18 protein-coding genes and 2 pseudogenes are annotated in these 25263 nt (G+C 65.9%); 15 read left to right on the forward strand and 5 right to left on the reverse strand.

What is annotated here, in order from left to right; genetic code table 11:
- The first annotated feature begins 199 nt into the window (after nucleotides 1-199).
- From ACZY0Y_RS16300 to ACZY0Y_RS16335, 8 genes are all read left to right on the forward strand, one after another.
- The gene (locus tag ACZY0Y_RS16300) at nucleotides 200-679 is read left to right on the forward strand and encodes a MarR family winged helix-turn-helix transcriptional regulator (protein WP_463959140.1); all 480 of its coding nucleotides are present in this window, start codon (nucleotides 200-202) and stop codon (nucleotides 677-679) included.
- A 52-nt stretch (nucleotides 680-731) separates the two neighbouring features.
- Nucleotides 732-2390: an MDR family MFS transporter gene (locus ACZY0Y_RS16305; RefSeq protein ID WP_463959169.1), complete on the forward strand. Its 1659-nt coding sequence runs from the start codon at nucleotides 732-734 to the stop codon at nucleotides 2388-2390.
- A 367-nt stretch (nucleotides 2391-2757) separates the two neighbouring features.
- Nucleotides 2758-4491, forward strand: a complete 1734-nt coding sequence (locus tag ACZY0Y_RS16310; protein WP_463959142.1) for an ABC transporter ATP-binding protein — start codon at nucleotides 2758-2760, stop codon at nucleotides 4489-4491.
- Nucleotides 4488-6575 carry an ABC transporter ATP-binding protein gene (locus ACZY0Y_RS16315; RefSeq protein WP_463959144.1) on the forward strand — a complete coding sequence of 696 codons (2088 nt, stop codon included), beginning with the start codon at nucleotides 4488-4490 and terminating at the stop codon, nucleotides 6573-6575. The genes ACZY0Y_RS16310 and ACZY0Y_RS16315 overlap by 4 nt, the downstream gene beginning before the upstream one ends.
- 50 nt (nucleotides 6576-6625) lie before the next feature.
- Nucleotides 6626-7072, forward strand: coding sequence for an acyl-CoA thioesterase (locus tag ACZY0Y_RS16320; RefSeq protein WP_463881051.1), 447 nt, complete (start codon nucleotides 6626-6628; stop codon nucleotides 7070-7072).
- 78 nt (nucleotides 7073-7150) lie between these two features.
- A complete protein-coding gene (locus tag ACZY0Y_RS16325) occupies nucleotides 7151-7426 on the forward strand; it encodes a hypothetical protein (protein WP_463880743.1) in 276 nt (91 codons plus the stop codon).
- 93 nt (nucleotides 7427-7519) lie between these two features.
- Nucleotides 7520-9751: an McrB family protein gene (locus ACZY0Y_RS16330; protein ID WP_463959146.1), complete on the forward strand. Its 2232-nt coding sequence runs from the start codon at nucleotides 7520-7522 to the stop codon at nucleotides 9749-9751.
- A 61-nt stretch (nucleotides 9752-9812) separates the two neighbouring features.
- Nucleotides 9813-11009 (forward strand): 5-methylcytosine restriction system specificity protein McrC, encoded by a 1197-nt coding sequence (locus ACZY0Y_RS16335; protein ID WP_463959171.1) that lies wholly within the window; start codon nucleotides 9813-9815, stop codon nucleotides 11007-11009.
- A gap of 21 nt (nucleotides 11010-11030) precedes the next feature.
- On the opposite strand, the gene ACZY0Y_RS16340 is transcribed toward ACZY0Y_RS16335, so the two are convergent.
- Complete coding sequence (locus tag ACZY0Y_RS16340) at nucleotides 11031-11324, reverse strand: hypothetical protein (RefSeq protein WP_463880738.1); 294 nt, start codon at nucleotides 11322-11324, stop codon at nucleotides 11031-11033.
- A 122-nt stretch (nucleotides 11325-11446) separates the two neighbouring features.
- Between ACZY0Y_RS16340 and ACZY0Y_RS16345 the strand changes: the two genes are divergently transcribed.
- Nucleotides 11447-12079: a TetR/AcrR family transcriptional regulator gene (locus tag ACZY0Y_RS16345; RefSeq protein WP_463959148.1), complete on the forward strand. Its 633-nt coding sequence runs from the start codon at nucleotides 11447-11449 to the stop codon at nucleotides 12077-12079.
- Nucleotides 12080-12139: 60 nt separating this feature from the next.
- Here ACZY0Y_RS16345 and ACZY0Y_RS16350 read toward each other — a convergent pair.
- Nucleotides 12140-12553 (reverse strand): annotated as a pseudogene (locus tag ACZY0Y_RS16350) (very short patch repair endonuclease); the annotation flags it as partial.
- A 37-nt stretch (nucleotides 12554-12590) separates the two neighbouring features.
- Complete coding sequence (locus tag ACZY0Y_RS16355; protein WP_463959150.1) at nucleotides 12591-13025, reverse strand: pyridoxamine 5'-phosphate oxidase family protein; 435 nt, start codon at nucleotides 13023-13025, stop codon at nucleotides 12591-12593.
- 277 nt (nucleotides 13026-13302) lie between these two features.
- Here ACZY0Y_RS16355 and ACZY0Y_RS16360 point away from each other — a divergent pair, with 277 nt between their 5' ends.
- Nucleotides 13303-13956, forward strand: coding sequence for a DUF6318 family protein (locus tag ACZY0Y_RS16360; protein WP_463959152.1), 654 nt, complete (start codon nucleotides 13303-13305; stop codon nucleotides 13954-13956).
- A gap of 446 nt (nucleotides 13957-14402) precedes the next feature.
- The gene (locus ACZY0Y_RS16365; protein WP_463959154.1) at nucleotides 14403-14903 is read left to right on the forward strand and encodes a PKD domain-containing protein; all 501 of its coding nucleotides are present in this window, start codon (nucleotides 14403-14405) and stop codon (nucleotides 14901-14903) included.
- A 51-nt stretch (nucleotides 14904-14954) separates the two neighbouring features.
- Here the strand turns inward: ACZY0Y_RS16365 and ACZY0Y_RS16370 are convergent, their stop codons facing one another.
- Entirely contained in the window at nucleotides 14955-16292 is a 1338-nt protein-coding gene (locus ACZY0Y_RS16370; protein ID WP_463959156.1) for a helix-turn-helix domain-containing protein, read from the reverse strand.
- A 205-nt stretch (nucleotides 16293-16497) separates the two neighbouring features.
- Here ACZY0Y_RS16370 and ACZY0Y_RS16375 point away from each other — a divergent pair.
- From ACZY0Y_RS16375 to ACZY0Y_RS16385, 3 genes and pseudogenes are all read left to right on the forward strand, one after another.
- Nucleotides 16498-18287 (forward strand): annotated as a pseudogene (locus ACZY0Y_RS16375) (NAD(P)/FAD-dependent oxidoreductase).
- A 136-nt stretch (nucleotides 18288-18423) separates the two neighbouring features.
- Nucleotides 18424-19479, forward strand: coding sequence for a 2,3-butanediol dehydrogenase (locus ACZY0Y_RS16380; RefSeq protein ID WP_463880721.1), 1056 nt, complete (start codon nucleotides 18424-18426; stop codon nucleotides 19477-19479).
- Between the two features lie 82 nt (nucleotides 19480-19561).
- Nucleotides 19562-20632, forward strand: a complete 1071-nt coding sequence (locus ACZY0Y_RS16385; RefSeq protein WP_463959158.1) for an alkene reductase — start codon at nucleotides 19562-19564, stop codon at nucleotides 20630-20632.
- A gap of 236 nt (nucleotides 20633-20868) precedes the next feature.
- Here ACZY0Y_RS16385 and ACZY0Y_RS16390 read toward each other — a convergent pair whose 3' ends face one another.
- Complete coding sequence (locus tag ACZY0Y_RS16390) at nucleotides 20869-24486, reverse strand: TM0106 family RecB-like putative nuclease (protein WP_463959160.1); 3618 nt, start codon at nucleotides 24484-24486, stop codon at nucleotides 20869-20871.
- A gap of 168 nt (nucleotides 24487-24654) precedes the next feature.
- Between ACZY0Y_RS16390 and ACZY0Y_RS16395 the strand changes: the two genes are divergently transcribed.
- Nucleotides 24655-25257, forward strand: a complete 603-nt coding sequence (locus ACZY0Y_RS16395) for an SOUL family heme-binding protein (protein ID WP_463959162.1) — start codon at nucleotides 24655-24657, stop codon at nucleotides 25255-25257.
- The last annotated feature ends 6 nt before the right edge of the window (nucleotides 25258-25263 follow it).

The raw sequence follows: 25263 nt of genomic DNA on the forward strand, positions 1-25263 counted from the left end.
TCCCCCCCCCCCCCCCCCTCCCCCCCCCCCCCCCCCCCCCCCCCCCCCACAACAACACACCCCCCCACCCCCCCCCCCCCCCCCCCCCCCCCCCCGCTCGGCATTTAAGCCGGAAGCACCTCCCGAAAAAGGGTTAGTTTCCCAAAGTAACTAAATTTCTGGTACATTGTTGCCTTAGGCAAACATAAGGGGTTCTCCCATGGCAGTTGCGCCGGACACCGCAGCCAGACTCGTCCACCAGATTTTCGATTTGCAGCGCGCCGTTCGTTGCGTCGCCGCGATCAAGCTTCGCGGGGAGGACACCGGCGTGGCGCTCCAGGGCGTACTGCGCTTCGTGGGGGAGGGGGAAACCCGCGCCACCGGACTCGCAGAGCGGCTCGGAGTCAGCGCCCCCGTCCTCAGCCGGCACATTGCCGAGCTGGAAGAACAGGGCTACGTGGTCCGCCGTCCCGACCCGCTGGACGGGCGGGCTCAACTGATCGCCCTCTCCGCGTCAGGAATCGGGAAACTCCGCTCCATCGAGGACCAGCGCACCGTCACACTCCTTGGCTTCCTGCAGGACTGGAGCGAGCAGGACGTCGAAGAGACAACGAAAACCTTGCAGAAACTTGCTGAGTCCCTCAGGACCTCAGCCCGGGCAACGACGGCCGGATCCACCAATACGACCGAAATTGTTTAAGGAGCCCCCCATGGCAGCAACGACAGAAATGCCCCCCGCGCCTGCGGTGGTGATGACCCACCGCCAGATCATGGAAGCCCTCACGGGCATCCTGGCCGCGTTCTTCACCGCGATCATCAGCAGCACGATCGTCGCGAACGCCCTCCCCACGATCATGTCCGAGCTCAACGGAACCCAGACCGACTTCGCCTGGGTCATCACCGCGACCCTGCTGGCCAACGCCGCGACCACCCCCATCTGGGGCAAGCTCGCCGACCTCTTCAACAAGAAGGTTCTGGTCCAGCTCAGCATCGTGATCTTCGTGGCCGGCTCCGTCATGGCGGGCCTGTCCGAGACGATCCCGCTGCTGCTCACCGCCCGCGTGATCCAGGGCGTCGCCATGGGCGGGCTCACCGCCCTGGCCATGGCCATCATCGGCTCCATCATCCCGCCCCGCGACCGCGGCAAGTACTCCGGTTACATGGGTGCCGTGATGGCCGTGGGCACCGCCGGCGGCCCCCTGCTGGGCGGCTTCATCGTGGACAGCCCGCTGGGCTGGCGCTGGACCTTCTTCGTCTGTGTTCCGCTGGCCGTCGTTGCCCTCATCCTGCTCCAGGTCACCCTGAAGCTGCCGCACGTCAGGCGCCCTGCCAAGATCGACTGGCTCGGCTCCGTCCTCCTGACCTCCGGCGTGAGCCTGCTGCTCATCTGGGTGTCCTTCGCCGGCAACCCGGACTACTACGACTGGTGGTCCTGGCAGACGGTGGCCATGGTCGGCGGCGGCGTTGCCCTGCTGGCCCTGCTGGTCCTGGTGGAATCCAGGGTGTCGCAGCCCATCATTCCGCTGAAGATCATCTCCCAGCGCACCACAGCCCTCGCCATCCTGGCCTCGATCGCCGTCGGCGTCGGTATGTTCGGTTCCTCCACCTTCCTCGGCCAGTACTTCCAGGTGGCGCGCGGCGCATCACCGACCGAAGCCGGGCTCCTGACCCTGCCGATGATCGCCGGCAACCTGATCGGCTCCGTCGTCTCGGGACAGCTGATCAGCCGGACCGGAAAGTGGAAGCGGTACCTGGTGGCGGGTTCCATCCTGCTGATCAGCGGCCTCGGATTGACCGGAACCATCAACCACACCACCGCACTCTGGCAGACCGGTGTCTACACCGCGGTCCTCGGCCTTGGCCTGGGCCTGCTGATGCAGAACCTCGTGCTGGCCGTGCAGAACACCGTGCGGGCCAGGGACATCGGGACCGCCAGCGCCTCCGTGGCATTCTTCCGGTCGGTCGGCGGCGCCATCGGCGTCTCCGTGCTCGGCGCGATCATGGGCACCCGGGTCAAGGAACTCGCCACCGAGGGCTTCGCCGCCGCGGGGATTCCCACTACCGGCGGCGCGGGCGCCAGCATGGACCTCAAGGACCTGCCGGGGCCAGTCCGCGAAATCATGCGGGCCGCCTACGGTGACGCCACGGCCCAGATCTTTATGGTCTCCGCAATCATCGGGCTGGTCGCCCTGGTGGCGATCCTCTTCATCAAGGAAGAGCCGCTGCGGCGCACCGTGGACATCGTCAGCCCCGCCGCCAAAGGCGTCACAGGGCCCGACGGCGGCCCGGCCGTGACTGCGAAGGTCAACCCGTCCGCACCTGCCGCATCCGGGACCGGAATCGTCGACCTCGACCGGGAATTCGTTGAGGTGCTGAGCCAGCAGCGCGAAAGCCAGCGCCGGGGCGACTGAACGCACCGCGTGCACGCAAGCGGCGCAGGGGGGGGGGGGGGGGGGAGGGGGGGGGGGGGGGGGGGGGGGGGGGGGGGGGGGGGGGGGGGGAGGAGGACGAAACCCAAACGATACACAAAACCTGTACCCCTCCCCCCCCCGCAACTGGCCTCCCCACGGTCCCACGCTGCTTTGTCGACAGTCGGCGAAAAGTAAGCCGTTTGGATGATTTTCTGTCTCCAATGTTCCGCGCGGGCACGTCGTTTCGTAGAGTTGGATGGCTATGGCTGTCAGCCCCCTCTGCTAGTACTGGGCGCATCGGTTGTTGTTCCCTTCCCAGGCTGTCCTCCAGCCTCATCTACTCGATATTTCCTAAGGACTCGTGGGCATGCTTGTCACCCTCATACGGCGTTATTCGAAGCCGTATCTGCCATACATCGGTGCCGTCATTTTCTTCCAGCTCGCCTCCACCATCGCCGCACTGTATCTTCCCAGCCTGAACGCCCAGATCATCGACGAGGGCGTCTCCCGCGGCGACACGGACTACATCTGGCGGACCGGCGGGGTGATGCTCGGCGTCGCCCTGGTGCAGGTCGCCACGGCGATCGCCGGGGTCTACTTCGGGTCGAAGGCCGCGATGGCGTTCGGCCGCGACCTGCGCCGCGGGGTGTTCCGCAAGGTCACGAGCTTCTCCGCGAAGGACGTCAACGTTTTCGGCGCCCCCACCCTGATCACCCGCGGCACCAACGATGTCCAGCAGGTGCAGATGCTCATGCTGATGGGGCTGAACTTTATGGTGGCCACGCCCATCATGTGCATCGGCGGCATCTTCATGGCCCTCCGCGAGGACCTCAACCTGTCCTGGCTGGTCTGGGTGTCCGTTCCGGTGCTCGTGGTGGTGGTGGGCTACCTCGTGGTCCGCCTGATGCCACTCTTCCGTTCGATGCAGAAGAAGATCGACCGGCTCAACGGCATCCTCCGCGAACAGATCATCGGTATCCGCGTTGTCCGCGCCTTCGTGCGCGAGCCACACGAGGCCGAACGCTTCGGCGCCGCGAACAAGGAACTCACCGACGTCTCGCTGAAGATCGGCGCCCTGTTTGTCCTGATGTTCCCCGCCATCGGCATGATCCTGCACGTCTCCACCGCGGCCGTGTTGTGGTTCGGCGGCCAGCGGGTCGAAGCCGGGGAAATGCAGGTCGGCTCGCTGACGGCGTTCCTGCAGTACCTGCTGCAGATCCTGATGGCCGTCATGATGGGCACGTTCATGGCGATGATGATTCCCCGCGCTTCCGTGTGCGCGGACCGCATTGGTGAGGTGCTCGACGTCGAACCCTCCATCCACGAGGCCCTCACCCCGGTGACCCCGGCCAGGAAAGCCGGCCGCGTCGAGTTCCGGAACGTGTCCTTCGCCTACCCCGGCGCCGAAGCGCCGGTCCTGAGCGACATCAGCTTCACCGCCGAGCCCGGGCAGACGGTGGCCATCATCGGCTCCACCGGCGCCGGCAAAACCAGCCTGCTGTCCCTGCTGCCCCGGCTCTACGACGCCGCCTCGGGGGAGGTGCTGCTCGACGGCGTCCCCGTCACCAACCTGGACCGCGCGGAGATCACCCAGCGCGTGGCCATGGTTCCGCAGCGGCCGTACCTGTTCTCCGGAACCATTGAGCACAACCTGCGCTTCGGCAAGCCGGAGGCCACGGACAGCCAGCTCTGGGATGCCCTGACCGTGGCCCAGGCAGCCGACTTTGTGCGCGAGAAGAAGAACGGACTTGGCTCACGGATTTCCCAGGGCGGCACCAACGTCTCGGGCGGCCAGCGCCAGCGCCTCTGCATCGCCCGGGCGCTCGTCACGGAGCCCAAGGTGTTCCTGTTTGACGACTCCTTCTCCGCCCTCGACGTCGCCACCGACGCCAGGCTCCGCCGCGCCCTCAAGGCGAAAACCGCTGACGCCACCGTGATCATTGTCGGCCAGCGCGTCTCCACGATCGCCGACGCCGACCAGATCCTGGTACTCGACAACGGACGGATCGTGGACCGCGGCACGCATGAGGAACTGTTACAGAGTTCCAGCACCTACCAGGAAATTGTCGAATCCCAGCTGACCGCGGAGGCCGTGGCATGAGCACCAACGAAAAGGTCAACCTCCCTCCCGCGGGCACCGGGGTCTCCGCCGCCGATGCTGCGGTCGCCGATGCCTCGGCCGCTGAGCCGGACGACGACTTCCACGAAGAGGAATACACCCCCGGCGAGGCCGACGGCGGCATGTTCGGTGACCTGCCGGCAAAGAAAGCCCAGCACTTCTGGCCCTCCGCGAAACGGCTGATGGGCCTGCTGAAGCCCGAACGGGCCGGCATCACCGCCGTGCTCGCGATGGTGACGGTCGCCGTCGTCCTCAACGTTGTGGCGCCCCGGATCCTCGGCCAGGCGATGGACGTGATCTTCGGCGGAGTCGTTGGCAAACAGCTGCCCGCCGGCGGCACCAAGGAGCAGTTCATCGCAGGCCTCCGCGCCCAGGGCCAGGACAACTTCGCGGACATGCTCGCCAAGATGGACGTTATCCCCGGCGCCGGCATCGACTTCCAGAAGCTAGCGTTCCTGATCAGCGTGGTCCTGGTGATGTACTTCGTCGCCAACATCTTCCTCTGGCTGCAGGGCTACGTCCTGAACATCCTGGTCATGCGGGTGGTCCGCACATTGCGCGACGACACCGAGAAGAAGCTCAACAGGCTTCCGCTGAACTACTTCGACACCCGCCAGCGCGGCGACATCCTCTCCCGGGTCACCAACGACGTCGACAACATCCAGCAGGCGCTGCAGCAGGCCTTCGCCCAGCTCGTGAACTCGGCGCTGACGGTGATCGGCATCGTCATCATGATGTTCATCGTGTCCTGGCAGCTGGCCCTCATTGCCCTCGTCGCGCTGCCGCTCTCTGCCGTGGCGGCCGGCATCATCGGGTCCCGCAGCCAGAAGCTCTTCGCAGCCCAGTGGAAGAACACCGGCGAGCTCAACGGCCAGATCGAGGAGTCCTTCTCCGGCCACGACCTCGTCCGGGTCTTCGGCCGCGACGCCGACATGCTGGAGCGCTTTGACGAGCGGAACGAGGCCCTCTACAAGGCCAGCTTCGGCGCGCAGTTCGTTTCCGGCATGATCATGCCCGTCATGCAGTTCGTGTCCTACCTCAGCTACGTCGGCATCGCCGTCGTCGGCGGCCTGCGCGTTGCCTCCGGCGGGATGAGCCTCGGCGACGCCACCGCGTTCATCCAGTACTCGCGCGAGTTCACCCAGCCGCTGGGCCAGATGGCGGGCATGGCCAACATGCTGCAGTCCGGCGTCGCCTCCGCGGAACGGGTCTTTGAATTCCTCGACGCCGACGAACAGGATGCCGAGACCGCCACGGAGCAGCTGCCGGCCAAGACGGACGGGCACGTCGAGTTCCGGCACGTCACCTTCAGCTACACCCCGGACAAACCGCTGATCGAGGACCTGTCCTTCACCGCGGAGCCCGGACACACGGTGGCGATCGTCGGCCCCACCGGTGCGGGCAAGACCACCCTGGTGAACCTCGTGATGCGCTTCTATGAGCTCCGGGGCGGCAGCATCACCCTGGACGGGGTCGACATCACCCATCTGAGCCGCGCGGAACTGCGGGCCAAGGTGGGCATGGTGCTGCAGGACGCCTGGCTCTTCGGCGGGACCATCTACGACAACATCCGCTACGGCAAGCTGGACGCCACCGAGGAACAGGTGATGGAGGCAGCGAAAGCCACCTTCGTGGACCGGTTCGTCCGAGCCCTGCCGGACGGCTACAACACCATCATCGACGAGGAAGGCAACAACGTCAGCGCCGGCGAGAAGCAGCTGATCACCATCGCCCGTGCCTTCGTGGCCAATCCCTCGCTGCTGATCCTGGACGAGGCCACCAGCTCCGTGGACACCCGCACCGAGGTGCTCGTCCAAAAGGCCATGGCCGCGCTGCGCACCGATCGCACGAGCTTCGTGATCGCCCACCGGCTCTCGACCATCCGGGACGCCGACACCATCCTGGTGATGGAGGCCGGCCGGATCGTGGAGCAGGGTGCGCACGCCCAGCTGCTGGACCTCAAGGGCGCCTACTACCGCCTGTACATGTCACAGTTCGCGGGCGAAGACGCGGAGACGGCCTTTTCGGAGAACACGGCCGACGACGCGACGGCGGTGCGCAGCTGAGCGCCGCCGGCACGGCTCCAGCGCCCCGGCGGATCGAGGTGCAGATCCCGATGCGCTGGGGCGACATGGACGCCTACGGCCACATCAATAACGTCCAGATCGTCCGGATCCTGGAGGAAGCCCGCATCGCGGCCTTCGGGCCGCCACGCGGACCGGGGCTGCCCGGCATCGAGCCGCCGGTAGCCCTCTTCAACGACGTCCCGGAGGGAACCCTGGCGCTGATTGTCGAGCACAAGATCCGCTACGTCCGGACCCTCGAATACCGCAACGTGCCGGCTGTCGTGCAGCTATGGGTCGGCGCGATCAAGGGTGCCAGCTTTGACATCCACTATCTCGTCCAGGACCCCGTGACCCGGGAGGACTGTGTCCGCGCCACAAGCCACCTGGCCTTTGTGGACGAGGCCACCGGGCGGGTGCTGCGGCTGACACCTGAACAGAAGGAGAAGCTCGACCGCTTCACTCCGGTTCCCGCTGAACCCGCGAAACCAGTCCCATAGCCTCTACCTCGGATCACGGATCATCCCTAGAATAAACAACCCGCGGGCAGTCAGCCCGGAAGCCAAGGAGCCCAGATCATGGTGAACAAGCGAGGACAGATGATGGCGAACAAGCGCAAGAGGAACGCCCGGAAGAAGTCCTGGAAGGAACTCTCGCCGATGGCGAAGTTCGGAACCATCACTGCCGCCGTCGTTCAGCTCTCGTTGCTGGTCGCCGCCCAGCGGGACATCTCACGCCGCCCGGCCGAGCAGATCCGCGGCAGCAAGACGTTATGGCGGCTGGCGACCCTGATTAACTTCGTCGGCCCGGGCAGCTATTTCACCTTCGGCGTCAAGCGCCCGGCGGCCAAGTAGCAGCCGGTTCCGGCACCGCGCGGAGCTACCGGTCAGTAGATTCGGGTCACCGCCGTGATGCGGGCTTTCAGCTTAAGCCTGTAAATTGAAGGCATGACCCCATCCAAAAAGCCTGCCATGCACCGCGCCCTCGGCATCTCCAAGGAGATTGAGGACGCGGCCTGGTTTGTCCTGGGGCCAGGGCTGCTGGGCAAAGCGTCAGCCTTGGACGGCCGCACCAAAACCTGGTCGGTGCCGGCCGCCGCTGAGCTGCTCGATCGCCTCGGCCGCGGGGTACCGGATCCCAAGGCTCCCATGATGACCAACCTGCGTCAGAACCTGGAGGGCGCCTCCCGGGGTGCCAAGCAACTGGCCGTCGAGCTGCTCTTCCTGCAGTCCCTGCCATTGGCCCATGAGGTGAAGTCCCTCAAGGTCAAGCGCGCACGGGTGGCCGAAGCTGCAACCTGGCTGGAGCCGCCCCTGGACCTGCCGGACGAGCTGTACGCGGGCATGACGGACCACGGTGTCATAAGGGACCGCACCGCCGAATTCAACTGGACTATCTGGGATCACCTGAAATGGCTCTGCCGTTTCGTGCAGCACGTCGCCCGGCGACCGTCGGGGGAAGTTGCGGCCGCCGTCAAGGATCCGCTGGCCTTCCACCTGCTGGTGGCAGGCACGCCCGATGACCAGCCGGCCATCCGCCGCAGCATCGAATTCCTGGTCTGGCCCAGCTACTTCGAACCCGTCGTGGCCGACGTCGAACGCCAGGAGATCCGCGACGCCTTTGCCTCCCTCGTGGGCGGCGCCAAGGGCGACAGCGACGAGGAAATCTCCGCGGACATCCACCGCATCCGGCTGCACCTCGACGAACAGGCCGGCCAGCGGATCGACTGGTACTCCCGGCAACTGGTGAGCCAGTGGCGCAAGGTGGGGGACCCCGGCCGGCGCGCCTGGCTGCTGCGCACCCACCACGACAACGCCGAGCTGCTCAGCACCTGGGAGGCCGAGGAATCGGTGACGCTCGACGTCGAGCACCTCCGCCTGCTGGACCCGGGCGTCACCGCGGGGCTGGTCCAGCACGCCGTCGATGAGGACTACAAACACCTCGGTTACGTCGAACGCGAGGACACCAAAACCGCCGTCTTCGCCTTCCTGACCGTCATGAAGCCCGGCGACCTGACCCTGTACCAGAGCGCCGGCACCGTCCGGGTGGGGGTGGTCCTCGGCGAGCCTGAGCACCGCGAGGACAACCGCCGGCTCCGCCGCAAGGTCCGCTGGTTCGACGAGGCTCACACCATGACCGAGCTGCCCCGCCACGTGCAGCGGCAGCTGGCCACCTCCGGCATCGTCGTGGACGTCACCCGCGTCATCCAGGCACTGGAATCGCTGTTGCCCGCCGAAGCGGAAGCCGAGCCCGGCGACGGCACCGAGCCGGACGCCGTCGTCGAACCTGCCTGTGAAGGATTCCGCCCGCTGACGGAGGAGTTCGCCGCGTCGCTGCACATGGACCTGGAGCCGCTGCAGGAGATCGCCGAACTCTTGGAGGAGAACCGCCAGCTGGTGCTGTACGGCCCGCCCGGAACCGGCAAAACGTACCTGGCCAAGCACCTCGCCGCCCAGCTCGCCGGCGACACCACCGACGAACGCGTCAAGCTGGTGCAGTTCCACCCCTCCTACGCCTACGAGGACTTCTTCGAGGGTTTCCGCCCGGACAAGACCGAGGAAGGCCAGGTGTCCTTCAAGCTCGTCGCCGGGCCACTGCGGCGGATCGCCGAAGAGGCCGCCAAACCCGGAAACGAGAGCAAGCCGTATTTCCTGATCATCGATGAGATGAACCGGGCGAACCTGGCAAAGGTTTTCGGTGAGCTGTACTTCCTGCTCGAATACCGCGACGACCGGATCTACCTCCAGTACAGCCCCAACGAGCCCTTCACGCTGCCGGACAACCTCTACATCATCGGCACCATGAACACCGCGGACCGCTCTATTGCGATGATGGACGCGGCCATTCGCCGCCGCTTCTCCTTCATTGAACTCCACCCCAAGACCGAACCGGTGAAGGGTTCGCTGCTGCGGTTCCTGCAGGCCCGGGACCTGGATACGACGCCGGCGCTGCTGATGGACGCGCTCAACGATGCCATCGATGAGTGGGACCGGGACCTGATGATCGGCCCGTCCTACTTCATGAAGCCGTCCGCGCAGACGCCCAAGGGCCTGCGCCGGATCTGGAAGTACGAGCTCATGCCGCTGCTGGAGGAGCACTACCACGGGCAGCTGAACCGCGCGCAGCTTCAGGAGCGGTTCGGACTGGACCAACTGCTCGACCGCCTTGCGCGCGTCTAGCCAGCCGAGGCCGGCCGGCCAGCACGGCGCGCGGGGTTCGCAGCCGGTCCGCCGGGTGGTCCTGGACGAGCTTTCCGGTGGCACCGTCGAACGGCTCGACCCTGCCAGCGCGGCCTACGTCAACGGCAGCGGCCTGGCCATTGCCTCGCCCCTGGGCATGGGCATGTACCGGATCGAGCCGGTTGGCAAGGTCGGCGCGGTGCGCACCCCGACGGTGCAGCTCGAAGTCCGGCCCAAGGAACGGCTCGGCCTGGCCCGGCTCCTGTTCCTGCTGGGCTACGCCGGGGACCAGGGTTTCCGGGAGGATTCCGTCGCCGCGGTCGAGGAAGCGGATCTGTGGAGTGCGCTGGCCGAGTCGCTGTCCCAGCTCTCGGACCGGGCGCTCAGCCGTGGTGTGCTGCAGGGCTACCTGAATGTCGACGAATCACTGCGGACGGTCAAGGGCCGGATCCGCATTTCTGACCAGATCTCGCGGCGGCCCGGCATGCTGGTTCCCCTCGAGGTTTCCTACGACGAGTTCACCGAGGACATCGCGGAAAACCGCATCCTGCGGGCGGCCCTGGAACGGATGTCCCAGGTTCCGGGGGTGCGGCCAGAGGTGCTGAGTCGGCTCCGCCAGCTCAAGGGCAAGCTCGTGGCCGTGACCCGGCTGCAGTCCGGCGCGCCTCTGCCGGTGTGGCGGGCCAGCCGGATGAACACCCGCTACCAGGCCGCCCTGCGGCTCGCCGAGGTGATCCTGCGCCATTCCTCGGCCGAGGCCGGCGACGGCACTCAGCAGTCGGCGTCGTTTGTGGTGGACATGTCCGTGGTGTTCGAGGACTTCGTAGGGACTGCGCTTCGCGAGGCCATGGCGGCATACCCGGGGGAGATGCGGCTGCGGTACAACGCCCTGCTCAATGAGGCCGTCCGCGACTCGGACCGGATTGTGGTGCAGCCTGGCGCTGTCCATCTGCTGGGCGGGCGGCCCGTGATGGTCTACGACGCCAAGTACAAGGCCGCTGCCGACGCCGGGGCGTCCCTGTCGGGGGACCACTACCGGATGCTGGCGTACTGCACGTCATTGCGGGTGCCGACGGCCTGGCTGGTGTATCCGGGGGCAGGGGAGATCAAACTGCGCCGGATCCTCAACACGGATATCGACGTGGTCGAGTTCCCCCTGGACCTGTCGCGGCCGCCGTCGGAAATCCTGGCCTCCGTAGCGGACCTCGCGCAGCAGTCGTGGGGCGAAGTGGTGCGTCAGGCGACCATCAGCCGCTGAAATACTCCCTGGGAGTTTCCGCTAGCAGGTTTCCTGTTCTACGGATACGGACAAGAGATGGCTCAAGAGCGCTTTTTCCGGCTGGCCGGGGTTGTTGGCGACATGCCAGCGAAGCTTTTCGCGCACCTCCGCCTCTTCGGGCTTGGTGTCGGAGAGAATCGCATCAATGATTGCGGATACCTGCAGGCGCAAGGGGCCAAGATCGGAATCGACCTCGGGGGTCCGCCGGTACTCCTGCGGCCGGGAATCGCGGGAAGACTTCGATGGCCGGGTTGTGGTCTTCAGCGACGTGGTCGACATGAGCAAGTTCGGCATCTGGCGCTCTCCCGTGAAGTAGTAGTACGAGTAAGTGCGGACCCGGTAGGGTCCTCGTCCCCAGATTCGGATAGTACCCGAGACAGACCAGTCTGTCTCGCGCGGCGCTAGGATATTTTTTGATGTCGCTTTCAATGAATTCCGGTCATTCGGGTTCCGGACCACCCGGCGGCTCCGGTGCCGGTGCCGGAGCTGTGGCGCCCAACGTACGGGAGCGCATTCTTGCGGCTGCCTACGAGCTGTTCTCCACCCGGGGTGTCCGCGGAGTCGGCGTCAACGAACTGATCAGCCGCTCCGGCGTGGCCAAGGCGAGCTTCTACCGTCATTTCGCTTCCAAAGATGAGCTGGTGCTCGCCTTCCTGGCGCGCAGGGACCAGCTATGGACCGTGGACAAAGTTGTCTCCGAAGCACGGCGCCGGGGCGCCGGCCCCGAAGTGCAGCTGCTGGCCATCTTTGATGTCTTCGCCGACTGGTTTGCACGCGCCGACTTCGAGGCGTGTTCGTTCGTCAACGTCCTGCTTGAGATGGGATCCGATCACCCGCTGGGCACGGCAAGCATCGACTACCTTGCGAAAATCCGCGGCCACCTCCAGCAGCTTGCCGAGGAAGCCGGCCTTCGCGATCCAGCGGGCTTTTCGCGTTCCTTGCACATTCTGATGAAGGGGTCGATCGTTTCAGCCGCCGAGGGCGACCTCGCCGCGGCTGGCCGGGCCCGGCAAATGGCTGGCTGGCTGATCGAGCACCACCGGGCCTAGCCCGGTGCGTTCGCTGGCGTGGTCGGGCCGCGGCTTGCTGGGCCGCGGTTTGCCGGGTCGTAGAAAGTCGTCCAGTTGCTTTTCCAGCGCCGAAAGGTCCTTGAGCTCGCACTCCCAGACGGTGAGGACGTCCCAGCCGGAACGTTCAAGCTGATGGCGCTGTTCGGCGTCGCGGTTCCTGGTCCGGGTGCGTTTGGTTTCCCAGAACTCTGCGTTGGCCTTGGGTGCGTGCTGCCCGACCCGGCAGTCATGGAAGTGCCAGAAGCAGCCGTTGACGAAGATGACTTTGTGGCGGCCGGCGAAGACCAGGTCGGGGTTGCCAGGCAGTCGGCCTCCGCGGGCGGTGCCGTGCAGCCGGTAGCGGCAGCCCTTGGCATGGAGCAGTTTCCGGACCAGCAGTTCAGGCTTGGTGTTCTTCCCGCGGATGCGGGACATGTTCCAGCTGCGCCGCTCCGGGGTCAGCTTGTCCGCCATGGTTTAAGTCTAGGCGGCCACCGGCGTCGAGCGGCTGCTAGATCTCCCGCTCCGGTTGCTCGCCGAACTGGAAATGCCGACCGCTGACCGAGGTCGGCTCGATCTCGACGTAGAAGTCCTTCAGGGTGGGCACCCACGGCTTCAGCCCCAAGGCCTCGGCCGCTGCGATATCGGCAGACTGGTCCAACACCCGGGCCGTGCCGCGAAGAACAATCGACCAGGCCTCATCGGAGAGAATGCCATCCGTTTCGAAGAGCACCTTGGAATTGATGGTCACTTCAGCGAGTTTGTTGCCGGGGGCCGTCCGGAGATAGAGCTTCCTGCCGCTCACGGCATAGTTCACCGGAAAGATATCGGGTTCGCCGCCCACGATGACCACGAGCCTGCCGTGCTTGGTGCCCTCGATCAGCTTCCAGCTCTGGTCGTCGTCAAGGACGAGGATGGGGTTTTCGTCTGCATGTTCGAACATCATGGGTTCATTGTTCTGGCCTCTGTAGAAAAACGCCAGAGGCTAACGCGGGAAAGTCGGTGTGAGTCGGCAGGGACCGGTGCATTTGCGGGGAGCGGCTGCGCGGCGGCAAATTGTCGGACCTCGCCCATAGCCTGATGCTGTTCGCCCCGTGCCGGTAGCCCGGGTGGTGAAGCGAGCGCCTGTGGATAACTTGGATGTCCAAAATGTGATGTCGGTTACCCTTAAGTCATTGTTTGGCTCCAGGCGTCTTGATTTCTATCGGGGGGAATAGCTGACCATGACATCTCGCACTTCATTCTTCGTCCGCCGCAGAGGTGTTTGCGCCGTTTTGGTTGCGCTGACCCTGTTGCCGGTCTCAGCCTGCACCGGTGGCGGAACAACGCCAGGGGCAACGGCCGCCCCCGAGTCTTCGAGTCCGACGGCGTCGCTGACGCCCACTCCCAGCCCCTCCCCAACGGCCAGTTACAAACCGGCCGACGGCTCGGGGCGAGCCCAGAACGTGCCGGTTCCGGTGCTGCCGGACGCTGCGAAAGCGGAGACAAAGGAAGGGCTCGAGGCGTTTGCGCGGTACTGGTTCAGCCAGTTGAATTTCGCCTACGAAACCGGCATTACTTCAGGACTGGAACCTGTCACATCCCCTGGCTGTGAGTTGTGTTCCAACATAATTCGTTCCTTGGTCACGAATTACACGAGCGATCGATGGCTGGCCGGTGGGCGCATTGAAATCCCATCGCTGAGCACAACGTTTGAACCTGAAGCGGATGGGCAGTTCCAGGTCGTGGTGCAAGTTCAGCAGGCGAGGATCTCGTACTTCGAGCCGGGAGGGGGCGAATTTCGCGAACCAACGCAGCCATCCGACACTGGAAACGTCATGCTCGCGACCTACAAGGCCGGTGCATGGGAGCTCGTCGGCCTACATCCAATCCGATGAGTGATTCCGGATTAGTTAGTCGGCGCAACGTAGTCCGGCTAATTGCTGTTACGTGCACGATCTTCGGACTTATTGGCGTCCCTCATACTGCCCTCGCGGAGGGTGACGGCATCGACGCCGGATTCGGGAATCAGGGTGTCAATGTCGGCGGCTGGCGGCTGGATCCAGCGACAGGGAAATTTGTGGCGCTTCAACCGGGCGTCGCTCAAGCTGATCCGTTCCAGTACAAGTACGAACTCCAATGCCACTTGGGCGGTGGCGACTTCGACACGGAGTGCCTCGCCGTTCTCGTGGATTGTAAGAACGGCCCTGACGGAAAGGACGGAATTCCCGTCGTGTGGCTGAAAGCCCCAGCCGGCGTACCGAATCCAACCTGGACCTTTCACTCCGGACCCACGTGCCTCTTTGACCCGAGACCAGAGGACTTGCTGCCGAGGATCGCCGCCATGATCCAAACGGAGTTCCAGAAACTTCCGGTCTCCCCTGGCTCAGTCACGGCCCAACCCAGTCCGCACACACTCCGGGGAGCCGAGACCAATTTCTTCGCAGACGCGGGTGAGCAGCAATTCGACATCACGATCTTGGGCCAGAAAGTGCACGTCGTCGCCACGCCCGTCCAATACACCTGGAGCTACGGCGACGGGACCTCGCTGGGGCCGCAGCCTGCGGCCGGAGGGTCCCTCCCGCAGGACCGTTGGGGCGAAAAGACCCCCACCAGCCACGTCTACACCCAGACCGGCGATTTCCCGGTGGTGCTGACAACCCATTTCCAAGGCACGTACTCAGTCAACGGCGGGCCGCCGTTGCCCATCCCGGGCCAGGGGCAATTCAGTTCGCCGCCGCAGACAGTGAGCGTCTGGCGCTCCATCACCCGGAACTACGCGGACGACTGCCTCCGGAACCCGCAAGGCCAGGGGTGCCCCGGCGTCGTTCCTCCTGCTCCGTAGCATGCGGGACCGCTTCCGGACAAAGGGCCGGGACCAAGCGACGACGACGACCTACGCCCGCAGTTCCCGATCGACCCGTTCCATCCGGGCGGTCACCAGCTGGCCGCGTGGATCAAGCGGGCCCATCAGTGTGGCAGCAAGGGCCGCAGCGGCCGTGTCTGAGGAGCCCATATCGCTTGTGCACCACTGCAGCATCAACCGGGCATCACCGCTGGCCCGCACGGAGGCGCCGACGGCTTCATTGAGCTCGTCACGCATGAAGCCGATAGCGAGGTTGTTCGATCGGTTGAGGAACTTGGCCGGATAAGCCGTAAATGCCTCGGCAACCCGGCCGTTCCGCAAATGGCCAGCCACCACCGAGGCATCCATAACCACCCTGACCGTGGACGAGAAGCGGTAGGGGTTCGCTTCCACCACGCTGCCCAAGAGGCTGCGGATCCGGTGTATCTCGGTCCTGATTGCCGACGCGGTGCCCGCGTCGCCGTGGATCTCGTAGGCCAGCTCGTCAGCGCTCCAGCCTTGGGTGCGGGAGGCCAGCAGCGCCAGGATCTCGGCCCGGCGCAGCGTCAGCGGGCGACGCGTGCCGCCGTCGAGTGCTGCAGTTGGCGCGTCTCCCAGCAGCCGCAGCATCAGCTGTGCCTGGACCCCGGCGTCGGCCCGCCCCGAAGAATCGATCCCAGAGGCATTCCGGGTCCGGTGCTCGGAGCCTACGGTTGGGGTAGCGGATTTCAACAGCTCCTCAGCCAGCCGCACTCCACAGCGCACCAGGCGCAGGCTGTCCTGCGTGACGGATTCGAACGGGCCGGACACGTCCAGGACTCCGATGACTTCCCCCGTCAGCGGGTCGCGAACCGGAGCGGCCGTGCAGGCCCAGTCGTGATGCGTCCGTACCAGGTGCTCGGCCGAGAAGAGCTGCGCGGGGGCGCCCGTGACCAGGGCTTCGCTGATGGCGTTGGTGCCAACGCCCGATTCGGACCAGTCGGCCCCCTCCACGAACTCCAGGGAGTCCGCGAGTTTCAACGCCTGTTTGCTGCCGACGCGCCACAGCACTTCGCCCTCATGATCGGTCACGATCAACAGGTGGCGTCCGGTTGCGGTCTCGTCGGCCAGCAGTTGTGACAGCGCCGGCATCACAGCGGCCAGTCGGTGTCCGGCGCTGAGCGAGCGCGCCTCGGCAACCTCATGCCGGTGGATCGGAAGGTGCTGGTCCGGGTTGATGCCCAGCGCGAGGGAACGCTGCCAGGACTTGACGAGGGACGGCGACAAATGCGGGTTCGGAGTGCCGGGCACCGTGGACTCGTGCGCTTTCCGCAGGGCGCGGGCATACTCCGCGGGAGCCGAAAACCTCAGGTCCGAGAGCTGCGTGATGGAGCGACTGCCCTGCCGCATGCTCATGGTCCCAACTCGCCCTCGAATCGTCGCACTCGGACGGCTGCCGCCAACCCCTGAGCAGCTAACGCGCGGGCCAGGAGCTTGAGAGCTCTGTGTAACCCGATTGTAACCCCCGGCGGACTTTACTTGTGATGCGGGTCACTGCGTGGACTGGATGCCATGCAACGGGAACGGCCCACAGTAAGCAACGGAAAGAGGAAACATGCCTGAGACTCCAAACGGCGTGGTCGAGGCGTGGCTGGCGCAGTTCGATGAGGCGCTGCGCAGCCACAAGACGGACGACGTGCTTGAACTGTTCGACGACGATTCGTACTGGCGCGATTTCGTCTCCTTCACCTGGAACCTCAAGACCCTGGAAGGCAAAGAGGACATCCGGCGCATGCTCGATGCGACCCTCGACGACGTGCGGCCCAGCAACTGGACCCTGGCCGAGGACGCCACCGGGGACGCTGCCAACGCCGAGGCGTGGGTCAATTTCGAGACCGCCCAGGCCCGGGGTTACGCCCATCTGCGCCTCCGGAACGGCAAGTGCTGGACCCTGCTCACCACCATGCAGGAGCTCAAGGGCTCGAGGAGAAGAAGGGGGCCAACCGGGAGAAAGGGGTCGCCCACGAGATCACCAAGGGCCGCAAATCCTGGCTGGAACTGAAGGAAGAACAGGAAGCCCGGCTCGGCTACGAAGACCAGCCGTACACCGTTATCATCGGCGGCGGCCAGGGCGGGATCGGACTGGGGGCACGGCTGCGCCGGCTCGGCGTGCCCACCATCATCATCGAGAAGAACGAACGCGCGGGCGACTCCTGGCGTAACCGCTACAAGTCCCTCCACCTCCACGACCCGGTCTGGTACGACCACCTGCCCTACATCAAGTTCCCCGACGACTGGCCGGTTTTCGCGGCCAAGGACAAGATCGGCGACTGGCTGGAAAACTACACCAGGATCATGGAGCTGAACTACTGGTCCAAAACCGAATGCACCAGCGCCCGCTTCGACGAATCCTCGCAGGAATGGATCGTGGAAGTAATGCGCGACGGCGAACCGGTCACCCTGCGCCCCAAGCAGCTGGTGTTCGCCCTGGGCGTATCGGGATACCCCAGCGTCCCCACGTTCGACGGCGCCGAATCCTTCCTGGGCGAGCAGTACCACTCATCCAAGCACCCGGGCGGCGGAGACTGGACCGGAAAGAAGGCCGTGGTCATCGGCTCCAACAACTCGGCCCACGACATCTGCGCGGACCTCTGGGAACACGGCGCTGACGTCACCATGGTCCAGCGGTCCTCCACGCACATCGCCCGTAGCGAATCCCTCATGGACCTCGCCCTCGGCGGCCTGTACTCGGAGAAAGCACTCGCCAACGGGGTCACCACGGAGAAAGCCGATCTGCTGTTCGCGTCGCTGCCCTACCGGATCCTGCCGGAAGCCCAGATCCCGGTCTACGCGGAGATGGCCGAGCGGGACGCCGAGTTCTACTCCCAACTCGAGGCCGCCGGCTTTGACCTGGACTTCGGCGTCGACGGCTCCGGCCTCTTCCTCAAGTACCTGCGGCGCGGCTCCGGCTACTACATCGACGTCGGCGCCTCGCAGCTGATCATCGACGGCCGGGTCAAGCTCGCCAACGGCGAGGTCGGCAAGATCACCGGGAACGCCGTCGTGATGGCCAACGGAGCGGAGCTGGAGGCGGACGCCATCATCTACGCCACCGGCTACGGATCCATGAACGGCTGGCTGGCCGATCTGGTCTCACCCGAGGTGGCCGACGCCGTCGGCAAGTGCTGGGGATTTGGTTCAGATACGCCCAAAGACCCGGGGCCGTGGGAGGGCGAACTGCGCAACATGTGGAAGCCCACCAACGTGGACAACCTCTGGATCCACGGCGGCAACCTGCACCAAAGCCGCCACTACTCCAACTATCTGGCGCTACAGCTCAAGGCCAGGATGGAAGGGCTGCCGACGCCCGTCTTCGAGCGTCAGCCCACGCACCACACGCGGTGACTTGGACGGGAAGTGACAATCCCAGGCACGGGAACCACACTGGGAGTGACGGCCACTATCTTTGACAATCCATCGACATGCCGTGGATGCGCTTGAACGGGCGCATCCACGGCCCGTAATGCGAAGGCAAAACACTATGAAAGCAGCACGATTCCACGCCCGCAATGACCTCCGGATCGAAGACGTTGCGGAGCCGGAGCTGCGCCCCGGGACGGTGAAGATCGCCGTCGCCTGGTGCGGGATCTGCGGGACTGACCTCCACGAGTTCCTGGAAGGGCCGATCTTCACGCCGCCGCCCGGCCACCCCCACCCGATTTCCCACGAGGAAGCACCCGTCACCCTGGGGCACGAATTCTCCGGCACCGTCGAGGAACTGGGGGAGGGCGTAACCGGGCTCGCCATCGGGGACAGCGTCGTGGTGGAACCCTATATCGTCTGCAATGAATGCGGCCCGTGCCTCAGCGGCCACTACAACCTGTGCACCAAGCTGGGCTTCATCGGCCTCGCCGGCGGCGGCGGGGGCCTGAGTGAGAAGGTCGTCGTCGACACCCGGTGGGTCCACCCCGTCGGCGACATTCCGCTGGACGAAGCTGCCCTCATCGAACCCCTCGCCGTGGCATATCACGCCGTCGGCCGGGGCGATGTCAAAGCCGGGGACGTCGCCGTCGTCGGCGGTGCGGGCCCGATTGGCCTGCTGACCGCAGCGGTCCTCAAGGGCCTCGGCGTCACCACGATCGTCACCGAGCTGTCGGCGGCCCGGAAGGACAAAGCGGTTTCCTCGGGAGTCGCGGATCATGTGCTGGACCCGAGCACCGATGACGTCAAGGCGCGGGTGCTGGAACTGACAGCCGGTGCGGGGGCGGATGCGGCCTTTGAATGTGCCGGCGTGAATGCCGTGCTGGACACCATGCTCGACGTCGTGAAGCCGGCCGGCGTCGTGGTCAATGTCTCGATCTGGGGACGTCCGGCCACCGTGGACATGCAGAAGATCGTCCTGAAGGAAATCGACCTCCGCGGAACCATCGCCTATTGCGGCGATCACGCGGCCGCGATCAAGCTCGTTCAGGAGGGCAAAGTCGATCTGAAGCCTTTCATCACGGGAAGAATCGCCCTGGATGATCTCGTGGACAAGGGCTTTGATACCTTGATCCACCACAACGACACCGCGGTCAAGATCATCGTCCACCCGTAGTGATCCGGGTCCCACCCGGAATAGTTGCAGGCGCCGCGCAGTTGCAGCCAGTGAACCCAATCCCTGGTGAAAGGAACTGCGCATGCTGTTTTCCCCGATGACTCTCGGCGAGCTGGAACTGCCCAACCGACTTGTGATGGCGCCGCTGACCCGCGTCCGCTCCGGTAAGGAAGGCATTCCCGGCCCGCTGGTTGTCGAGCACTACCGGCAGCGGGCATCCCTCGGCCTGATCGTCAGTGAGGGCACGTATCCCAGCCCCGCCGGCCGTGGGTTCCCGGGCCAGCCGGGCTTGGTAACCGAGGAACAGCTTGCGGGCTGGGCGGATGTCACCGCTGCCGTGCACGCCGAGGGCGGCCGCATCTACGCCCAGGTCATGCATGCCGGGCGCGTCACGCACGAAGACACGAATGGTGGCCACCAGGTGGTGGCGCCCAGTGCCATCGCGATCGACGGCGAGACCCGCACCTACGCGGGCAAGCAGGCATTCCCCGTTCCGCACGCCCTGACCACCGACGAACTGCCGGGCATCGTGCAGGAGTTCGTCACCGCGTCCCGCAACGCGATCGGCGCCGGGTTCGACGGCGTCGAGCTGCACTCCGCCAATGGCTACTTGCTGCACGAATTCCTCACCCCGTCCGCAAACCAGCGCGACGACATCTACGGCGGCTCGCCGGAGAACCGTGCGCGCTTCGTCATCGAAGTGACCCGGGCCGTGGTCGATGCCGTTGGCGCAGACCGCGTCGGCATCCGCATCTCGCCCGAACACAACGTCCAGGGAGCCCTGGAGCTCGACGCGGCAGACGTCCGGGAAACCTACGGGATCCTCGTGGATGCGCTGGCGCCCCTCAAGCTCGCCTACCTGAGCGTCCTGCACAAGGAGCCGACGAGCGAACTGGTCCAGGATCTGCGCACCCGTTTCGGCGGAAACTTCCTGCTGAACACGGGCTTCGGCGTCATCACCACCCGCGAGGAAGCCACCGCGATTGTTGCGGACGGCCACGCCGACGCCGTGGTCGTCGGACGCCCCGCGATCGCCAACCCGGACCTGGTCCGCCGCTGGCGCGAGGGACTCCCCGTCAACGAGCCCGACCAGTCCACCTTCTACACCGAAGGCGCCAAGGGCTACACGGACTACCCGGCGTACCAGAACTAAGGCAGCAGCACCGAAGGTCGCCAGTGGACATGTCCAGCGGTGGTCACTCCCACCACCGGACATGTCCAGCGGTGGTCACTCCCGCCACCGGACATGTCCAGTCGCGGCGACCTTGACCATAGGACATGTCCAGTCGTGGCCACGAACAGTGGGCAGAATGCCATTCCGCCCACTGTTCGCGTCTAGCAATGAGCATGTCCCGTGGGCTCGAGCACGAAGAATGGGCATGTCCCGTGTTAGCTGGCCGCTACCGACCGCTGGCACAGCCCGATGAACCCGCCCAGCTGCTCCAGGCCCTCGGGGTGGGTGGGGAGGTAGTTGGTCAGTTCAGGTGCGCGGATCACGACGGCGCGCCACTGGCCGCGGGACACCGCAACGTTGATCCGGTTGCGGGAGAGCAGAAATTCCATGCCGCGCGGGGCCTCCGCCACCGCCGAACACGCCATGGACACCATCACGACGGCGGCCTCCTGGCCCTGGAACTTGTCCACGGTCCCCACTCGAACCCTGGACAGGCCGGCCCCGTCCAAAGCCTCGCGGATCACGTTGACCTGGGCGTTGTAGGCAGCCACAACCAGGATGTCCGCAAAGTCCAGGGGCCGGGTGCCGTCCTCCGACTGCCAGCTGAGGCCGAGATGACGCCGCACCTGCCGGACCACTTCGGCGGCTTCCTCGCGCGAGGACGTGACGTTGCCGCTGTGCTCCACCAGCACGGTCTCGATCCCGGCAGGGGCTCCCTCGAGCGTCCGGAGGTCCGCGGCCGGGGCTGAACGCAGCTTGCCCTCGTAGGAGAGTTCGGAGACGGCCCGGCACAGCGCCGAGGTCATCCGCCATGAGTCGGCCAGGAAATACCCCAGCTCCGGCGGCAGCGTGGCATGGCCGGCGGACACCCAGCCCAGAGCCGATTCGTCCACGGGTTCGGGGTGGGAGCCTTGGCTGACCTGCGGCAACTGCTGGGGATCGCCGAGCAGCAGGAGCCGGCTGCTGGCTTGCGCCACGGCCAGGGTGTTGGCTAAGGAGAACTGGCCGGCCTCGTCGATCACCAGCAGGTCCAGCGATCCGGCCGGGACGTTGGCTCCCGTCATGGTCCAGGCTGTCCCGCCGATGAGCGCCCCGCCCGGGGAACCGAGCAGGCGCGCCACATCCGACGCCGAGCGTTGCGCCCAGGGGAGCGGTTCCCTGTGCTTCACGTCTTTGGCCACGCGGAGCGGATCGACGCCTGCCTTGGTCACGGCTGTCGTGAGCAGGTTTTCCACCACGGCATGGGACTGGCCGACGACGCCGACTTTCCAGCCCCGTGCCACCAGCCGGGCGATGACATGGGAGCCCACATGGGTCTTGCCGGTCCCGGGCGGCCCCTGGACCGCGACATAGGAGTGGTCCAAGGCGCCGACCGCCTCCGTGATCGCGTCGACGAACCGGTCCGGGCCCTCGCCGGGCGCGGGCAGCGGCGCACCGGAGGCCAGCCTCGGCGCAACCCGGCGGACGAGATCCAACGCCGGATGACGCGGGAAAATGGGCGGGTTGGACTCCAACGCCGCGGCGACGGTGGAGGCCAGGGCAGCCAGCGCGTCCTCGAGGCTCTTGGTCTGGATGGGCTGGTCTTCGGTCAGCGCGACGGGGACCTGGCTGTAGGGTTCGATGGTCTTGCGGAGCTTGTCCCGGATGATGACGGTGTCCCTGCCGTCCTCGTGACCCAACTCCAGAACCTCGGTGCCGAACCAGCCATTGCGCCCGGTCCCGTTGATCCCCGTGCCTTCAAGCCCGGCCGGAAGCGGCGGCTCATACATCCGGAACCAGGTGCTGCCCTCACGCAGGTCCGAGCCCGGGCTGACGGTGCCGATCAGCTTCACCCGCCGCTCCGGCAGCTTGGCGCCGTCCTTCCACCAGTCCTCGAGCACTTCCGCATCCTCGACGAGGAAGACATTGCGGTCCTGCTGGTGATGGGTGTCGGGACCGTTCTCGCAACGGTCGAAGTGCGCCCACCAGAACGCCTTGCGCTCCCGGCGGTGGGAGCTGACCGCCGCGGCGAGCATCGCAACCGCGTTCCGGTTATCCTCAGACAGTCCGACGCCGGAATCCGCCAGTTCTGCCAGTGCCACTTCCAGCGGGTCCGGGTCAGCGGTGTCCGGCGTGGTGCCCGCGTCCGTTCCAGCGGCCGCCGCTGAGGTTGCGCCGGGCGCGCCGTCGCCGCCGGGCGTGATGCCGCGGTCCCTGGCCAGGCCAAGGAGCCAGTTCCGCAGCTCTAGTGTGGAGAGGCAGTCGTATTCGTTGTAGTCGGAGATCCCGGCGAGGATGGTGGCCGCTTCCTCGGCCCGGCCGTCGTCGCGGGCGTCGCAGTAGTGGGCGTAGGCAACCACCGAGGCGCCGGCGTCCAACACGACCCCGGAGCGCAGGTTCGTCCCCATGTAGAGCGGCTCAAGTTTCTTGATGCTGTAGGAATTCTCGGAGATGCGGATGCTGTTCCGGACGGTCTGGTAGAGGTCCACCAGGAGCCCCTCGCGCAGCCACGCATCGACGGTGTCTTCGCCGGCAACGTGCATCACGGAGAGCTTCCGGAGGGCCGTTTTCTCGTAGGCGGCGTAGTGGTAGACGTGCATGTCCGGGTGGTCCTGCCGGCGCTTCTCCACGTAGTCGAGGAAGTCGAGGAACGCTTGTTTCTCCGCCTCGCGGTTGTGCGCCCAGAACGGCCTGAATGCCCCGGGGTCCCCGGGTCCGGTCGGTGCTTCGATGACGCCGAACAGGTACTCCAGTCCCCAGACTCCGGTGGCGCTTTCCTGCCACAGCGGATCGCCCTCGAAGTCGAAGAAGATGTCGCCCGCGCTGGGCGGCGGGAGCTCCGCGAGCGTGTTTTCCGGGACCACCCGGTAGCTGATGGTGTGTTCCGTTCCGTCCTTGAGGTACCGGACGCCGTCGTCGGACGCGCCCACCCCGCTCTGCATCCGGGCCTGGTCCTGCAGGCGCAGCAGTGCGCTGTTCGCGCCGGGAAGGTGTGCTTCCGCGAGTCCCTTGACCGTGAAGATCTTCCGTTCATGGAGTGCTTTGCGCTGTGCCGAGTTCATCCGCGCCACGAGCAGCAGATCATCGGTGGCCACGACCTGCTCGTGGCAGTAGTCGCAGCGGCCGCACGCGCTGAGCCCGGGGGCACCCCACTGCACGGTGTGGGGCTGCGCTGCATGCGCAGCGGTCAGCGCCACGAAGCGGTCCCGCCGTTCGCGGAAGACCGGCAGGATTTCCGCCAGTTTGTGGTGGCTGCGGACGTAGTCGAAGCCGCCGCCCGGGAGCTGGACCGTGGCGCCGAGGACCAGGGTCACCGCAGGGTCCGGAGTGATCCCGGCTTTCAGCAACTGGTCCCCGTAGGCGGCAAGCTGGAGCAGCGCGGTGACCTTGGCATGGCGGGCCAGCTTGGTGTCGAACACGGCGTAGCTGCCGTCGGCCTGGCGGACCAGGAAGTCGGAGCGGCCATGGAACTGCCCGTCGAAGAAGGCCGCCTGGAACACGACGTCGGCGCCGGAGCGCAGGGCCTCGATGGACTCATGGTGTTTGGCCAGCAGCGTGGCGCGGTCCATCGCTTCGGCGGGCACGACGTCGTACACACCACGGCCGGCGGCAGGATCCCAGTGGCCGAACTCCTCGACGAAACCATCCAGGACCTTGCGCTCGTGGCGGTCACCCAGCACGGCCGCGTGCTGGAGCATCTCGTCGGCGTCGAAGGCCGCTTTGGGGGCACGTCCCAGCTTCTCATCGAGCTTGCGCAACAGCTGATACTCGCAGCTGGCAGCGATCACGAGGTCGCTCGCGGAGAAAACCAGGTCCGGTGCGGAACCCGGCACTTCCGGTTCAAGAAAAAACACTGTGCCCCCGATATTGATGCGCCGCTGTGATTAAGGATTGGCCGGCTTGGACCTCAGTGCAGCCTGGCTCTCTGTTCTTCAAGCTATCAAAGCCCTCCGACAATACGGCGAGCACCCGGGTGGAACGGGCTGGTTCCTGTCGGCGGCCCGGCGTATGGTCTGAAGACGATGACCGAACAGCAGCCCTTCGAATTGGTCCAGCGCTACCCGGATTTCGAGTTGCGCCGCTATCCCGCGCATGTGGTGGCCGAGGTGCAGGTCAACGCGACCTTTGACCGGGCCGGCAATGCCGCGTTCCGGCACCTCTTCAATTACATCAGCGGCAACAACACCGCCCGGCAAGCGGTGGCGATGACCGCCCCGGTTGTCCAGGGCTTCGGGCCCCCACAGAAACTGGCCATGACGGCCCCGGTTCTGCAAAGCGGATCCCTGACCGGGGGAGAAGAAACCACCGATTTCGTCGTGGCCTTCGTCCTGCCGGCGGGGATGACGGCGGAGACCGCCCCGGTCCCGACCAATCCGGACGTCAGGATCCGGACCGTGCCGGGCTCCCTTGCCGCTGCCCTTAGCTTTTCCGGTGGCGGATCGAAGAGTGCGTTCGGGAAACGGAACCAGGAACTGCAGGCCGCGCTGGCAACGGCCGGTCTGAGCGCCGTCGGACTCCCGCGGTTCGCCCGTTTTGATCCGCCTTTCAAGCCCTGGTTCCTCCGCCGCAACGAGGTCCTCCAGGACGTCGAACAACCCCAGCCCCCTGCCCGCGCCGCCGGGTGACGGGCC

This window comes from Pseudarthrobacter kochi (assembly GCF_055412805.1).